Genomic DNA, 15,455 nt, shown 5'->3' on the forward strand with positions numbered 1-15,455 from the left:
ACAACGCCATCGATGCAGCGGCTGCACGTCGTCCAACTGGTGTTGCACTTCTGCTGCATGCTTGGCACTTGATTAACGGACTGCCGGCGCAACGTTTCGCATCTCATATCGCCTCCCGGGACGACCTCCGGATTGAGGTCTATTTTGGCAGATTAGGACGCCGATCGATCTGGTTTTGCCGATGATTTGCCAGCCAGTGGAGTCGGAGGCTTTCTGCAAGGACTGGTGTTCGGTTTTCGGCCATCTCCTGACCGGTGTCTCACCTGTGGTCGTCTCAGTAACGGTCGGATGAGAGACAATCCGATATAGCGTGGCATGCGGCGAGGTTTGAGGACAGATCATTCGAACCGCTGTCCCCGACGTCAGGCCTACCCAGCTAATATCAGAATTACCGCTGTTTTTGCCAGTATCCCCCGCACTCCGGACACACTCGTCCGGTATTATTGCAAACGCTGCAGGTTAATCCTGAACGGTTCGGTTGACCATTGCACGCTTGGCATTTTAGCAAGGGAAAGTAGTGCTTTTCGCATTGCATGGAGGGACCTCCATCAGAAGGGACTTTTCCGATTACGCGTTCGCACGCTCACAGCTGCGCCGACGCATTGCGTCGCGAAATCATTTGGGACGCGGACCGCGAGGGTCTTGAGCGCCGGCCTGATTCATGGGGTGTTCAGGTGGTTGTGCTGACATTGCGGTCCTTGTTATCTCCCAGCGGGTGAGTCGGCTACTCGTCAACTTCAACTCCATTGGCTGACCGTGGAGACCGGTCTGTATAAATTGTCCTCCTCTGGATGACCTTTGTCTCCGATGGTTAGGGCATGCAACAACCTCGGTGCGGCTCAGTCCGACTGAGCGCCGTACGAAGCCGTTGCACATGCGGAGGGGTCATCTGGTGTAGAACCAGTTGCATTTCCGGGTGGCGGTCGTCTTCGGCGAGGAGGACCCGTTCAGCGCTCGCCTCCCGGTCACGGGCTTCCTGCTCGGTGTCTCACAGATTGTCGTCTCGGAAACGGCCGTTTCTGACGCACCTGCGGTTCCGGCACCGTACGCCTAATGCCGACGCCGTCCTGACCGACGGGCAGACCCTGCAGCTGTGCCGCATCATGTACGCCGGCTACGCCAACATGTGGGGGCTTCGCGATCTACCGCGCCAGCCACGACGACTACCAAAACTCCTACCTGCCGGCTACAGCGCCGGTACCGCCGAGGACGCCCTGGACACCGCTTGCGGCCTCTATCTCGCCGACCCCCACCGCGTGGACCTGAACCCCGACGAACTAACGCCGACCACCAACTAGTTGGTGAATCTGAGCGTGTCTCCCCAGTTTCCGATTTCCCAGCTCCCGTTGTAGCCCGAGAACGCGTGGTCCGTCTTGGTTGCTGTTCCGCTTTTCTGATCGGGATTATCTGCCGTACCCGTGATCTCTCCGATCTGGATCCCGAATTGGGTGATCGAGCCCCACTGCTGTATTTGACTCTGCATCTGCTGGATGTCGCGTCCGGCACTATTGCCAGAGTCGGGCTGGATTGCCGCCTTGTATGCACGCGCTGACGTTTTTATTCCGTTAAAATAGTCGAGGTAGCTTTGCTTAATGGGCCCGTTCAGTTGATCGCACATCTTTTCACACTGTGTGACTACGTTCTCAATGTCCAGGATTTCAAACACAACGTCCGCTACCGACATGACGACTGCGACAACTGCGATGAACTTGCCGACAGCATCCATGGCGCCAAAAGCAGTGGCGTCTACTTCCTCCAAAGGAAGGCCGGCAGCTTCAGCTTGTTCCCTAATGGTGGCGTTCGCAATTTTCAATTTATAAAACATAATCGCTATGCACGCATTTTGGACCATGGATATCTCAGTCTCACCGGGGAAACTAAAACCCGCCAGAAAGTCCATGAATTTCTTGACGTCGGCATCAGTCTTTTGACTGAGATTCAGCGTATCCAAAGCATCGTAGACCGCGTTTATCTCGTCGCTGTTGTATAGACGCCGCGCGGACTCAGCATACTGCTTGAAAGTCCCAACATCCAACGTCGTGTTTCTCTGCACCTGCGCTAAGAATTGCAGTAGGAGGCCGCGACATGTTCGCGTGTCGAGGCCCACCGGAGCCTTGCTCGCAATCAGATTGTTGTTTTGCTTGTATTTAGCGACGTAATCACTCACCGGCGAGTTGATTTGAGCGGAGATGTCAGCATCGACCGATGTCAGCTTATTGTTGAGATCGGTTGACTTCGATGAAATAACTTTTTCCTGAATTATCTCGGCAGCTTGGAGAGCGGCGAACGCTGCCATCCCAAGTCCGAAAGACCAGATTGCAGCTACCGCGGCTCCGTCGGCGGCAATTTGGGTAGCGTCCTTCGCAACGGTCAGGTCACGAACCTCGCACGACAAGTCGTACAGCGTCGTGAATTCGGCGTTGACCGCCGTGTCTGAATCGAATTCTCCAAGATTTACAAAGAGAGCCTGCTCAGAAATAATGCCGTCGATGTTTTCATCTGATTCGGTCTCCCAGGTAGACATGTAGTTCAAGTAGGTGATGAGGTCCGTGCTGCCCATGGCAGGTTGCCTTTCGAATTGACTCGAAGTGAGTAATCTGATTTAAGTACTCCGCACTGGCCGGACGTGGGCCCCGTGGCTGAACGGCGGAAAGTTACTCCGGGTTGGGACTGCGGAGTTCTCCGGAGGACGCAGCGGGCGCGTAGGCCGACAAGGCAATCGTCCGCCCCCCGAGGTGCAAACGTCAAGACCGGTCAGTCTGTATCGCCTGGCAGCTGGCGGTAGAAGCTCGCGCCGACTGATGGCCAGACCTCTTCCCGTTTGCGGGCCGGCCGCGCGGCCAGATCCCTTTGCACGCCCGCTCGACGCTCTATGCAGTGCGCTTGCTTGACGAGCCCACTCGGTGTCTTACAAGTCCGGTGCCCCCAGCAATAATCATTACTTAGGCACCACACCCAATGAGGAACACACCGACCATCGACCGAAAGCTTGCTTGAGACATCTGGTCCTGCCATGTCGAGACGATCGGCCCCGCACGGGCCTAAGCCTCAATCCGTGGATCGGTGATCTCGGTGATTTTCGGGTCGATCTAATTGGTGATGCCGATGGGCGACGGTGTTCGGGGCGTGGCTGATCTGCTGACCGGGTTGTCAGCTCTCGCCGATAGGTCCTCGAAATGCCGTTCGTCTTTGGGTCGCTGGCCGTCTCGGCCGACCCCGTGATTTCGGCGCGTTGCCGAGGTCGAGGACGACGGCGGTCTTGTTGTGATTGTGGTCGTCGAGGGTGAGGGTGACGTTGTGGAGGTTGAGGCCACCGTCGATATGGACCCCACCGGCCCGAATCGCTTTGACGTGGGATCCCAGTAAGTCGAGCTCCTTTAGCGTCGAGCTCTTCAAGTCGCACGTTGTCGATGTGGCAAGCAGTGAGGTGAAGGGGGTACTTGAACTGCACGTATGCGAGATTGACCGGACCGGTGATCCGTGCGCCATTGATCCGTAACCCATGGGGATTGACCAAAAGGTCACGGTCGATGAGTACGGCGCGGAGCGCGGCGGCAGGGATTTGCCGTTCCGGCCCCCAGCTGTCAGCGTTGGCGGGACTTCGGGTGGCGGAGGCGGGTGCAAGCCCTTTTGCGAGATCGAGTTTCTCTCCATTTCGCGCGACCGCACGCAGCAATGCGACCCACGCAGCCGCACCCTCGTCGTCGGCATGACAGTGATCATCTCGCAGACTCGAGCTTGGCCGCCAAAGATCGGGTCTTTCAATGATTGATCGGTCGATCCTATCGAGGCGGCCATATCCATCATTCGAACGATTTGGGGGCGGACGTGACACTGGCAATACGTCTTGATCCGGGTGAGAGACGGGGCCGGCGCATCATCTGCGCGCGGACCTTGATTGGCAGCGAAGTACCGATGGATCCCGGTACCGAAGGGAGCCTGGGTCGTCGAAGACACTCACCGATATGAGGAGACCGAAAACGGGATACGCAACCTGACCAAGCCGAGGAAGCTAGGAACATGCCCGAATCAACAGCCGCGCATAAAAAGACACCGGAGACTAGGTTGCGCGAAGTGGCCTACTATCACGAGCCTTACTGGCTACGAGAACAAGGCGACTGGATCAAGAGTTTGCTGCTGTTCTTTGATGGTGTAGCGATTCTTGTTCCGGACTACATGCGGGAACGTCCCCTTTTCGCCGACCCTAGTCTGGCACAACCCCTCGCCGACCAGGGGCTGCTGGTGAGGCTCAGTCCCGAGACGCTCGTCGACCAGGCGACCACGGAGACCCTCACAGAACTGTTGGTCGAGTTGCTCGTAGCAGGTGTCTTTGACGATCTCGATGCCAATACTGCCTTCGCCGCGCTATCTCACTCGAGACTCGGCGGAACTGCCGACGCCGGGCTGACTGAGGTTGTGCTTGAGGAGCTCCGCGAGCGTGGTTTAGCTCGTGCTAGCGAGGACGGTGTCTCAATCCCATTACACCCCGCCGTGCGGACGCTCGTTCTCACCGTACTTCCACAACTCCTGCGCGCGTCCGCAGAATCGGCTGGATATGCCCTTCAGCCCTCCAGTCCCTATCCAAGAACGGTACAAGCGCTGATGGACACACTTGGTAGCGTTTCGCTGCCGACGACAGGCCATGTAGTCGCCGTCGACCTTGAGCAGGTCACTCTCGATCTGAGCTCGGTGCCCTTAGATGAAGTTCTCGATTTCCGTCAGAGACATGGCGCCGAACACCGTGCATACATCCGTGATCTTCGACAGTTTGTGCGAGATGCCTCAAAACTCGACCAGGCCGCTCGCGATGAAGCATTCATAGACCGCCGCGAGGCGCTGGCGGACGCTGCTGACCAGCTGCGGCGACTAGCTCGAACATCATGGCGTCGTCCTCTAGCTACTTTCGGGGTCGGGATCGCTGGTAGCGCTGTTTCGCTCGCCGCGGGAAACCCCCTCGCTGCAGGGATCTCTGCAATCGGAGCGCTTCTCGGATTTCATCGCCGAGCAGATCCTGGCAGCGCCTACTCATACCTATTCCAAGCGCAGGAACATCTATCGTCCCGCGGCCACTGAGCGGCCACCGAGCAGCGTGGGCGGCAGCCTGACGCTTTGGTGCTCGCTCTTCTACTGGTTGTTTTCAAGGCGAGCGAGCAGTCGGGTGACATCAGCCAGTGCAGGGAGGACGATAAACAGACTGGTCTGATCGAATCGGGCGTGCTGACCATCCTCCCAAACCTAAAAGAGGTGCGACTTGACCGTAGAGTGGCCTCTCGCTGAAGATCCTGAACCCGGCAGCCTCGACAACTTGAAAACAATCATCGAAATTATCGGAACATCCGTCACTACACTTGCAGTGCTTGCAGGCGGGATCTGGGCATACTTCAAATTCGTTAAGGGTCGAACATTTCGGTTACGTATTGAGCCCAATGTCGCTGGTACATGGCAGTTCATCGACAATGTTCCTCATTTGCTTGTGCGGATAACGCTCAAGAATATTGGTTCCTCGGCAGCAAAGCCTGCAAAAGACAGCTCCGACCTCTTCGTTTGGGGTCACATCCAACCACCACTTCCTATTGCACCACTCACGAGAACGAAATGGACCGAGCTGGCAAACTGGGGAATATTTAAAAATGACGAGTGGTTCGAGCCAGGTGAGACTCTGGCTGACGAACTCCTACTCTTCCTCGGAGGGCAAGACCCAATGCCGATTCGACTCGTAGCTCGGATAGTCTGGAAACCGAACTCCCGTTGGAGATGGAGAAACATCGAGATCAGCTGCTCTCAAATCCTCATACCTGAGACACCCTCCACGACATAGTCGAAGCCATAAGAAACATCAAAAGGCAGGAAAGCAATGAGCAAAGATACCGGTTCCGAAAAATCGTCGAACGGGCCACAAAAAAAAGCGGAACCCTTGGAATTCCTACGACCCAAAGGCCCCGACGACGGCGGAATGTATCAGAAGAAAGAAGACCGCAAAAAAACCGAAGAGGCGAAAAGCACCAGACGGGATTAGAGGCAAATTCGCCTGCACGCGGGTGGCCTCAGATGCGGTGAACCCGACAGGGAAACTCACCGCGATCATCGGCGGGATGCTCACCGGAGCCGACAGGTTAGGGCTTCCATTCGATGTGTACGAATGCCGGGTCGAACCCCTGGCGGCCCCGTGGGGACGGAAGTATGGTCACCGTCATCAGCTGTGCGATTACGGTGCCGCGCTGGTCCGCGCTGATGTTTTCCCATCGTGTGCGGAGCTCGTCGGCATCGATCTTCTCCCATCGCGCGCGGAGATCGTCGGCACCGATCGACTTCGCCAGCCGGTCCCATTGTGTCTGAGCGTTGAGGACGGCATCGATCCGGGCGAGCTCGTACCTGACCTGTGCGGTTCGCGCTTTCAGTTGGTGTACGTCGACTTCCTCGGCCGCGAATACCTGCGCCAGCGCTTCGCGCCGACTCGGTGACCTATCCCGTTCTGCTCCCGGTGCTGGGACGTCGACCTCGTCGTCGGACGTGTCGAACGTGGGATGTGGGTCCTCCGCCGCTGTGAGGCCGTCGATCACCAGCGTATCGATGTACGCGTCGAGGGTGTCCTGTCGCCTCCACAGGTGGGATGCCTCTTTGCAGACGTAGAAGTTCGTGGCCCGGCTCTGGGTGACGTGCACCGTGTTCCCGCATTTGCCGCAGCGGTAGAGGCCCGAACCCTGCCAGCGACGATCCCGTGCCACCGTGCGTCGGCCGTCGAGGATTCCGGCTACTGCTTGATGTGTGTCTTCGTCGATGATGGCCGGCCATTGTCCGGCACCGACGATCTGGCCCTTGTATGTGGAGAGGGCGGCATACGTCGGATTTCGTAGCACCGCAACCACTTTCTTGCTGGTGAACGGATTCCCCTCGCGGGTAATCAGTCCGGCTGCGTTCCATCTCCGCGAGATTTCGCCCGTGGACACCCCGGACAGCAGCAACTGCGCGCCGTCTCGTATCGCAGCGGCCTCCGACTCCACGACTGCCGCTCCGTGTGCCGTGTATCCGAACATCGGAATTCGGGTGCGCCACTCCCCGTCCAAAGCGGCCTGCTCGCTTGCTCCGATCATCCGTTCCTGTGCATCCACGATTTCGTGCTCGCCTGAACGTCGTCGCCTGGTCGCCGGGCTCTGTCGTGGCCGTCGAGTCGTTGTTGAGATCGACCCGCGCGGCACCATAGTCCAGTGACTGTACATACACGCTGTACTCGCCTTGCTGGCGCTATATGCCGAGACTCTTTGCTGAGGGCCCACTGAGATCGTCGCAGGGATCCCTGCCCGTGTGCTGATGGCTGCCCCGACATCGTCTTGCATGTCCACTATGCGGTTCATTAGACGGGCGCAAGCTTGGCTTTTGTCCTCCGCCGTTGCCGACTCCACGGCGAAACCCATCTCCGTTCAGGCAGGGGTCCTCATTCCCGTAGGGATCCGCGGGCCCCTCCCGCCGAGGGTCGGGAGGAGTAACTCGGGACGCATCGCTAAAGAGCAACGTCCCTTGTGACCATCTGAAGACAGTGAAGGACCAGCATCGAATGGTTGGACGCTCTGAGGGGTGGACAGCCGAGTGAGCGTGGTCACCGGATGTAGCACTAAACCTGATCTGACTCTCGAGTAGAGTTCGCGCAAAATACCGGAACTTCTTTCAGTGCGCCAGGACTTTAGTCCCTATCCGCGGCGCTCAGTGTGGTGTAAGCCGTGTCATTCATTCGATATATAGCGCCGTGACCTGCGCAGGAACCTGTTCTCGCGGTTGAACTCTCGCTGCTGTGACGCTCACCACTCTGGTTGTAACGATGATGGTTGAAGGTGCGATCATCAACCCGGCAGCAATACAAGGGGGGCGGTCGGAATTCACCGCCAACAGTCGCAAGACAGCAGCGCTTGCCGACTCATTGGTTCTCAGGTGAAAGGCACGAACGGTGACCGCATTCGATGTTCCGCTCGGCCCCGCATCGGGTGCGCCGGGTGCGCCGGGTGCGCCGGGTGCGCCGGGTGCGCCGGGTGCGCCGGGTGCGCCGGGTGCGCCGGGTGCGACAACCGTCTCTTCGGAGACGGCACGACTCGGGAGTCGTAGAGAGTGGCAGGCGACGTACATACGGCGACTGCTGATCTCCGACACCCTGGTAGTGATCGCCGCCGTCGGATTGGCTCAGTGGATTCGCTTCGGCGACAGCGGTGTTCTGACCACCGGCCAAGCTCTTCAGAACCTGAGCTACACGCTGGTGTCTGCCCTGCTGGTGGTCGCATGGCTCGTGACGTTGGTGATCTTCCGGACCCGCACCATCCGCGTCATCGGCAGCGGCCCCGACGAGTACCGCCGTATCTTTGTTTCGACCGTGCGCCTCTTCGGTTTCATTGCGATCCTGGCGCTCCTTTTCAGGCTTGACCTGGCACGCCTCTACTTGGCCATCGCATTCCCTGTGGGTTTGGTTGCTCTGATGGTAAACCGCTGGGTGTGGCGCCAAGTGATCGCGCGCAAGCGGTCGCATGGAGAGTTCCAGACGTCCGTCCTGGTCGTCGGCGGTGAGCGCTCGGTGCGGAACCTCGCCGAATCCTTCGCCCGCGGCACCGCTGACGGCTACCGCGTCGTCGGCGTGTGCATCCCGGGGCACACCGGCAAACATGGCGACAGAATTACCGTTAATGGGCGCGAGATTCCCGTACTCGGAGACGAGATGGCCGTTGTGGAGTCGCTGGAGTTCTGCCAGGCAGACACGGTGGCGGTCACAGCAACCGAGCACCTCGGTCACGACGGCATGCGGGATCTGGCGTGGGCGCTGGAGCCGCACCACGTCGACCTCGTGGTAGCTCCGGGGATGATGGACGTCTCGGGCCCTCGGCTCTCGATGCGTCCCGTTGCTGGCCTTCCGCTGATCCATGTGGAGAAGCCGCAGTACCACGGTGCGCAGAGGTTTTCGAAGCTGTCCTTCGACTTCGTGTTCGCGACACTCGCGCTGATCCTGATCAGCCCGGTTCTGTTGTTCATCGCAGTCGCGATCAAGCTGACCAGTAAAGGACCCGTCTTCTACAAGTCTGAGCGGATGGGCCTCGATGGCCGGCCGTTCCCGATGCTCAAGTTCCGCAGCATGATTGTCGACGCCGACCAGCAGGTCGCATCGCTCATGGACACCAACGAAGGCGCTGGTGTGCTCTTCAAGATGCGTGAGGATCCCCGGGTCACATGTGTCGGACGGATCCTGCGGAAGTACAGTCTCGACGAGCTGCCCCAGTTCATCAACGTTTTGCGACGCGAAATGAGTGTCGTCGGTCCGCGCCCTCCTCTTCGTCGCGAGGTCGAGGCGTACGACGGGACTGTGCGGCGCCGGCTGCTCGTCAAGCCAGGGATAACTGGGCTGTGGCAGGTCAGCGGGCGATCTGATCTGTCGTGGGAAGAGACTGTGCGGCTAGATCTCTCATATGTCGAGAACTGGTCGATGATGGGCGACTTGCTCATCATCGGAAAGACCGTGCGAGCAGTCTGCGCTGGCACCGGAGCGTACTGATTCGGAGAAGAGTCTCTCCGTCAAGTCGCGGCAAATCTAGGTCTTCGAACGAATTCTAAATCTTTTGGGAAAGGCACGATGTCCGGAGTCCTGGTACACGAGTGGATTGAGAAGGCCGGCGGCGCGGAGAAGGTCGTCGACTGTCTTTCCGAGATGATGCCGTCGGCGGACATCGTGTGTCTGTGGAACGATGCCCCGGACCGGTACGGTAGCCGAGTCGTCCGCGAATCTGCACTCTCGAGCAGCCGTTTGCGCCATAACAAGGCCCTATGCGTCCCCGTAGCGCCCCTTGTTTGGCGACGCCAGCGGAACGCCGGCTATACATGGGCGTTGATAAGCACGCATCTGTTCGCGCATCACGCGCGGTTCTCACCCGGGACACCGGACTTCGAGAAGCTGTTGTACGTCCACACGCCGGCGCGCTACCTCTGGGCAACCGAATACGACCCGAGGGGCCGTAAACCGCTGGTCAGGCTTGCCGGTCCCGCGCTGCGTGCACTGGACCGTGTCCGGGCGAAAGAGGCAACCTTGATTGCCGCCAACAGCTCCTTCGTTGCCGATCGAATCGCGGACTCGTGGGGTCTCGAGTCGACGGTCATCCATCCGCCGGTGGAGGTGTCGCGGATTCAAGAGGTGTCTGATTGGCGCACCCACCTCACCGATGAGGAGTTGGACGTCCTCGCGGCACTGCCGTCCGGCTTTCTCCTCGGCGCATCACGGATGGTGGAATACAAGCGTCTCGACATTGTCATCCGCGCCGGTGCAGATACCGGCATGCCCACGGTCATCGTGGGAACCGGGCCGGACGAACAGCGGCTGCGTGACTACGCGGACTCGATCCACCCCAGCACGATCTTCCTGGGACGGGTGAGCGATGCCCTCCTGTACGCGCTGTTTCAGGCCTGTTCCGCGTTCGTCTTCCCGCCGGTCGAAGATTTCGGAATCATCCCGGTCGAGGCAATGGCAGCGGGGGCGGTGGTAGTCGGCAACCGGGTCGGCGGCGTGAGGGAGACAGTCATTGATGGTGTGACGGGAGCGTTGGCCGACATGCGCGACCGGTCCTCGGTCAAGTACGCCGTAGACCGCGCACTGAGCTGTGACTCCGCGCTGGCGCGGACGCGTGCCGCAGAATTTTCGACCGATGTGTTCAAGAAGAGAATCGTCGAGTGGGCCGGATATGAACGGTTTCGCCAGAGCGGAATGGAACCCCTCTATGAAAATGCCTAGCTCGGTGACTGTTCTGTCCACCGCCGACTTCGACAGCGCGGTGTGGACCAATAAGCAGCATCTCGCCGTCGGCCTGGCCGATGACCTGCACGTGAACTACATCGAATCCCTCGGTCTTCGGCGTCCCGGGGTGAACCGTAGCGACCTCGAGCGCGTCGCCCGAAAGCTCCGACGTGGCAGCGCCGCGCCGACGGGCGAGTCACACCGGCGGCGGCCCCCCAATCTGCACGTCCTGTCTCCGCTCGCGATACCCGTGCACGGCTCGCGGGCCGTCCGACGAGCCAACCAGACACTTATCCGCCATTCGATTCAGCGCAAGATCGACAAGAGCCAGGACCGTGGCGTCCTGTGGACCTTCTCGCCGTTGACATACGGTCTGGAGAAGACGCACTCACACACGGTCTATCACTCGGTCGACCTGCTGCACGAGCTTCCCGGCGTGCCCAGAAACGCCCTGCTCGAGGCGGAACGCAGGTTGCTCGACCGCGCGGACGTTGTGGTGGCGAGTAGCGAATTCGTCAAGCAGCATCTCCACGACAGCGGCCGTACCGACGTCCTGCTCTGGGAGAACGTCGCCCACACCGACATCTTCGCTGACCAGGGCGAGCAGAAGATCCCGAGGGCGATTTTCGCTGGAAACCTCACACCCTCCAAACTGGATTTCGAACTCATTCGGGACACCGTCCACCGCGGTGTACCGGTGACACTCGCCGGTCCGATCGCGGTCGACGGCGCCGGCGGCGGCATCGAGATCGCCGAACTGCTCGAACACCCGCGCATCACCTATCTCGGAAATCTCGATCTGGCGGCGCTCGCGGCGCAGATACGCACGTCGATGGTGGGACTCGTTCCCTACAAGGTCAACGGCTACACCGCCGGTGTCTTCCCCATGAAAGTGTATGAATACCTCGCAGGTGGACTGGCGGTGGTATCCACCGCGCTCCCCAGTTTGGAGAACAAACAGATCACCGGGCTCGACATCGTTCCGCGAGAGACGTTTGCGTCCACGGTATCGTCCGCGATCGCCGGGTTCGATCAGGCGGAGGCGAAAGTGAGAAGTGTGTCGGCGACGCGGTACTCGTGGAAGAACCGGCTGGCAGACGCCCGGGTGTTGCTCGGTGAGCTCAATGGATGAGAGCGGTGTGCCTCTAGCACCACCCACGGCCTGGGTCTCTGGGGTTCCTCGTGCTCGCCGGCGGGCCCTCGGGCGGTGCCGACCCAATGAGTGACGAACCTGTGCGCGTGCTCGTCGTCAGCCCCAACCCGTCCGGTAACGCCGGCGGGGTGGAGCGGTTCTGCACCATGCTCGTCGATGTCGTCACCGAGCTCGGCTGGGAGGCTCGTGTCATCGGCCCCCCATCGCCGCGGTCGCTCGACTCGCGACTCGGGATTTCCGAGCTGAAGGCGCGCAAACACCTCGCGCACCAATGCCGCGACTACAACCCGGATCTCGTGATCACCAACGGCCTTCTAGCATTTCGGTCGGAGTGTCCCCGTATTCACGTTTACCACGGGACGATCATCGACCATATGCGGGCGAATGGCCGGGCACAATCCTGGCACAACAGGGCACGAAAGTCCGTGACTCTCGGCCTCGCCGAGTATCTCGGCGGCCGCGGCGCCTTCCGTGTCTCCGTGTCCGACTCCGCGTCCCGGGAGGTCGCACAGTACTACCGATTCAGGTCCGACGCGATCATTCCCAACGGGGTCGATACCGACCTGTTCAACAGCCGGCAATCGAAGGAATCGGCTGCCCGCCGTCTAGGGCTGCAGGGTGATCGCCCGCGCGCCCTGTTCGTCGGCCGACTCGAGCCGCGCAAGGGCGCCGATTTGCTGGTGGAGACCTGTGAGAAGGCGGGCTTCGACCTTCTGGTTGCGGGAAACCGGGCCCCGGCCTCCGCAGTGGCACTCGGCGTGCTGACACCAGAGCAGATGGCCGTCGCGTATCGAGCATCCGATGCCGTGATCTTCCCGTCGCGCTATGAGGCCTGCAGCTTCGTCGTTCTCGAGGCCTTGTCGTGCGGCGTTCCGCTGGTGACGTCGAATGTAGGGTTCATCGAGACCCTGTTGGACGCCGTGCCCGAGTACGACCAACTGATCGCCGCGCCGGATTCGACTGCCCTGGCCGGTCGTCTGCGATCCGTCGCCACCACCGACACCTCCGAGGTGAGCCGGCGAGGGCAACAGTTCGTCTCCAAGATCGCCAGCCGGGAGGCCTTCAGTGCCCGGTGGGAACAGATCATGCGCAAGGTGGTCGCAGATGCCCGCTGAACGACACGGCGACCCTGTCGCCACCCTCGACACGGTCGCGGTCTCCCGCCGAAGTCTCTCCTTGCGATCCATGGCCCAGTTGCTCATGCGCATACTGGGAGCAGCCTTGGGTGTCGGTGTGGCCGCGGTACTCGCACGGGGGCTCAGTACCGAAGAGTTCGGCACACTGTCCCTCGCCTTGACCCTCGCCAGCACGGGCGTGGCGTTAACCGATCTGGGTATCACGCAGATCGCCGTTCGAGAGATGGCCCGCACCCCCGAAGTGCGCGCCGAGATCGCCGCAGGCCTCATCCTCGGGCGCTCGGTCCTCGGCGTGCTCGCCATGATCGCGATGACCGGCATCGGCGTCCTCATCACCGACGGAACCAGCGCACGGATCGCCGTGATGATAGTGCTCAGCACGCTAGCGCTCACCGGCCTTGGCAGCGCCTCGGCAATCGCGCAATCTCGGCTCCGACCCGATGTCGCATCCGCGGTCGTATTGGTTCAGAACGTCGTCTGGCTGGGACTCGCAGCCCTACTCGCCCTGACCAACGCGACGCTGGTGGAATTCTCCATCGCCTTCGTGGTGTCGAACATCGTCCAAGCCGTCATCTTTGCCGTGGTGACGCGGCGCCTGGTGACCGTCGATTGGTCCAACGCGGTCGCCAGCGCGATATCGATGGCGCGAGCGGGACTTCCGTTTGGGGTGGCTGCGTTGTGCGTCACCGCCTACTACCGCTTCAACGGAATGATCTTGTACTCGAGCCGAGGGGCGACGGAGGCGGCGTACTTTTCGGCGGCATTCCGATTCATCGATGCGCTGCAGATCATTCCTGCGACCGTAGGTTTCGTGCTCACGCCGCTCCTCGCGGTGCGGAGCCGTGACGGTCGCAACTCGGATGCGGTCACCAGGGGGGCGGCATTTGCAACCCGCATCCTCCTGCTCTTCGTCATCCCGGTTGTGTCTATCGGATCAGCCGTCTCGGCGACTGTCGTGGATGTGATCTATGGCGAGACGTTCGTGCCGACCGGTGCGGTACTCCCCATTCTGCTGGTGTCGTTCGTGTTCATTTCTCTCGGGTACATCGTGAACAGCCTCGTCGTATCTTGCGGCGAGTTCCGGATCTACCTGGCAATCGTGGCAGCGATTGCAGTCCTGAACGTGCTCGCCAACTGGGTGGCGATTCCGCGGTTCGGGGCTGTCGGTGCCGCGTGGACGGCGGTGGCGACCGAGGTCGCATTGGTGGTATCGGTCTATCTGGCCCTGTACATCCGCCGAAATCTATCCGCGCCCATCGGAGTCTTCGCACGATTCGCGGCAGCCGGAGCCGTCACCTACGCGGTCGCCACCGTGACGAACGGCCTGTACGGGCCCTATGCCGCTTTCGCGCTCGGTGCGATCGCGTACTGCGTGCTGGTGATCGCTCTGCGATTGGTGGCGCGCGCTGACGTCACGACCATTGTCTCCACCAAGCACGAGGCGGATGTATGAACTCGAACTGCGTAACCCTGTTGTGCTGCTCGTACAACAGGCGAGATGCCCTGGAATTCACCCTCCAGAACAAGCTCCAGGTGCGGGGTGTCGACGAGCTGCTCTTCGTGTTGGACGGCTCGACCGATGGGAGCTACGAACTCCTCTCCGAGGCGGCAACCCGCGATCACAGAATCCGGATCATCCAGAAGAGACACTCGGGCATCCAGGACACCCGCAACACCGGATTCGCAGCCGCCGCATACCCCTGGGTTCTCATGATCGACGACGACGACATGGTGCCCACGGATTTCGCCGAAAAGCTGTTCGACAGTGTCTCGGGGACCGACGTCGGCATCGTCGGGGCGCCCTGGCTGAACGCGACCACAGCGGATATCGAACTTGTCGCCGCGGAAAAGGCGACGGCGCGTTCGGAGAGTTTCGGGCTCCGCGACAGTCAATCCGTGTTCACACGAGACGACATCGAAGTCCCCTTCATCTGCTCCGCCGCGCTGGTACGGCGGGACGCCGCATTGCAGGTCGGCTTCGACGGGTCCTACAAGGGCAACAGTTGGCGCGAAGAAACTGACTTCTACCTGCGAATGGTCGAAAACGGCCACCGCGTTGTGCGCACCAGCAGAACCTTCTCCTGGCTGGAACGCCGATTCTCCGGCGGACATCCCAGGATGCGTCTGCAGTACGAAGCGTGGGTCCTCGTCAACGAACTTCGATTCCAGCGTCGCCATGCCATCGCGCTTCGAAAGATCGACCCCCGCACCGCGATCGTGCCCCTCGAGGTCTGGAAAACGGTGCGGCCGCGGCTCGGCGACGTCGCTCACGGACTGCAGCATCGCCTTCGTTCCCGACTGGGACTGGCTACGTGAGGATCGTGATGCCAGCAGTTGATCGAGACCCAGCAACGGTGGGCGTGCCGACATGTGTAACCGCGGCCGGGGCATCCCTCCGCCCCCACGCGCTCTC

The 15,455-nt window shown here is 60.6% G+C and carries 14 protein-coding genes; 12 read left to right on the top strand and 2 right to left on the bottom strand.

The window, feature by feature from the left end:
* Nucleotides 1-995: 995 nt before the first annotated feature.
* Entirely contained in the window at nucleotides 996-1,298 is a 303-nt protein-coding gene (locus tag JWS14_RS49210; RefSeq protein ID WP_241031961.1) for a hypothetical protein, read from the top strand.
* Here JWS14_RS49210 and JWS14_RS49215 read toward each other — a convergent pair.
* Entirely contained in the window at nucleotides 1,295-2,560 is a 1,266-nt protein-coding gene (locus JWS14_RS49215; protein ID WP_206017507.1) for a hypothetical protein, read from the bottom strand. The two genes, JWS14_RS49210 and JWS14_RS49215, sit on opposite strands and share 4 nt — an antisense overlap.
* 942 nt (nucleotides 2,561-3,502) lie before the next feature.
* On the opposite strand from JWS14_RS49215, the gene JWS14_RS49220 reads away from it, so the two are divergent.
* The 4 genes from JWS14_RS49220 (at nucleotide 3,503) to JWS14_RS49235 (ending at nucleotide 6,016) form a co-directional block, all read left to right on the top strand.
* A complete protein-coding gene (locus JWS14_RS49220; protein WP_206017508.1) occupies nucleotides 3,503-3,772 on the top strand; it encodes a hypothetical protein in 270 nt (89 codons plus the stop codon).
* A 248-nt stretch (nucleotides 3,773-4,020) separates the two neighbouring features.
* Nucleotides 4,021-5,073 (top strand): hypothetical protein, encoded by a 1,053-nt coding sequence (locus tag JWS14_RS49225; protein ID WP_206017510.1) that lies wholly within the window; start codon nucleotides 4,021-4,023, stop codon nucleotides 5,071-5,073.
* Between the two features lie 178 nt (nucleotides 5,074-5,251).
* Nucleotides 5,252-5,818 carry a hypothetical protein gene (locus tag JWS14_RS49230; RefSeq protein ID WP_206017512.1) on the top strand — a complete coding sequence of 189 codons (567 nt, stop codon included), beginning with the start codon at nucleotides 5,252-5,254 and terminating at the stop codon, nucleotides 5,816-5,818.
* A gap of 36 nt (nucleotides 5,819-5,854) precedes the next feature.
* The gene (locus JWS14_RS49235) at nucleotides 5,855-6,016 is read left to right on the top strand and encodes a hypothetical protein (protein WP_206017514.1); all 162 of its coding nucleotides are present in this window, start codon (nucleotides 5,855-5,857) and stop codon (nucleotides 6,014-6,016) included.
* A 97-nt stretch (nucleotides 6,017-6,113) separates the two neighbouring features.
* Here JWS14_RS49235 and JWS14_RS49240 read toward each other — a convergent pair whose 3' ends face one another.
* The gene (locus JWS14_RS49240; RefSeq protein WP_206017516.1) at nucleotides 6,114-7,109 is read right to left on the bottom strand and encodes a recombinase family protein; all 996 of its coding nucleotides are present in this window, start codon (nucleotides 7,107-7,109) and stop codon (nucleotides 6,114-6,116) included.
* A gap of 677 nt (nucleotides 7,110-7,786) precedes the next feature.
* On the opposite strand from JWS14_RS49240, the gene JWS14_RS49245 reads away from it, so the two are divergent.
* The 7 genes from JWS14_RS49245 (at nucleotide 7,787) to JWS14_RS49275 (ending at nucleotide 15,358) form a co-directional block, all read left to right on the top strand.
* Nucleotides 7,787-7,927, top strand: a complete 141-nt coding sequence (locus JWS14_RS49245) for a hypothetical protein (protein WP_206017518.1) — start codon at nucleotides 7,787-7,789, stop codon at nucleotides 7,925-7,927.
* Between the two features lie 12 nt (nucleotides 7,928-7,939).
* Complete coding sequence (locus JWS14_RS49250; protein ID WP_420855190.1) at nucleotides 7,940-9,523, top strand: sugar transferase; 1,584 nt, start codon at nucleotides 7,940-7,942, stop codon at nucleotides 9,521-9,523.
* 78 nt (nucleotides 9,524-9,601) lie between these two features.
* The gene (locus tag JWS14_RS49255; protein ID WP_206017519.1) at nucleotides 9,602-10,750 is read left to right on the top strand and encodes a glycosyltransferase; all 1,149 of its coding nucleotides are present in this window, start codon (nucleotides 9,602-9,604) and stop codon (nucleotides 10,748-10,750) included.
* Entirely contained in the window at nucleotides 10,737-11,885 is a 1,149-nt protein-coding gene (locus tag JWS14_RS49260; protein ID WP_206017521.1) for a glycosyltransferase family protein, read from the top strand. The genes JWS14_RS49255 and JWS14_RS49260 overlap by 14 nt, the downstream gene beginning before the upstream one ends.
* Before the next feature lie 86 nt (nucleotides 11,886-11,971).
* A complete protein-coding gene (locus JWS14_RS49265) occupies nucleotides 11,972-13,021 on the top strand; it encodes a glycosyltransferase family 4 protein (protein WP_206017523.1) in 1,050 nt (349 codons plus the stop codon).
* Entirely contained in the window at nucleotides 13,011-14,495 is a 1,485-nt protein-coding gene (locus tag JWS14_RS49270; protein ID WP_206017525.1) for a flippase, read from the top strand. The genes JWS14_RS49265 and JWS14_RS49270 overlap by 11 nt, the downstream gene beginning before the upstream one ends.
* On the top strand, nucleotides 14,492-15,358 hold the full coding sequence (locus JWS14_RS49275) for a glycosyltransferase family 2 protein (protein WP_206017532.1): 867 nt from the start codon (nucleotides 14,492-14,494) through the stop codon (nucleotides 15,356-15,358). Before JWS14_RS49270 ends, JWS14_RS49275 begins: the two co-directional genes overlap by 4 nt.
* Nucleotides 15,359-15,455 lie beyond the last annotated feature (97 nt).

Source organism: Rhodococcus koreensis (assembly GCF_017068375.1).
Taxonomy (GTDB): domain Bacteria; phylum Actinomycetota; class Actinomycetes; order Mycobacteriales; family Mycobacteriaceae; genus Rhodococcus_F; species Rhodococcus_F koreensis.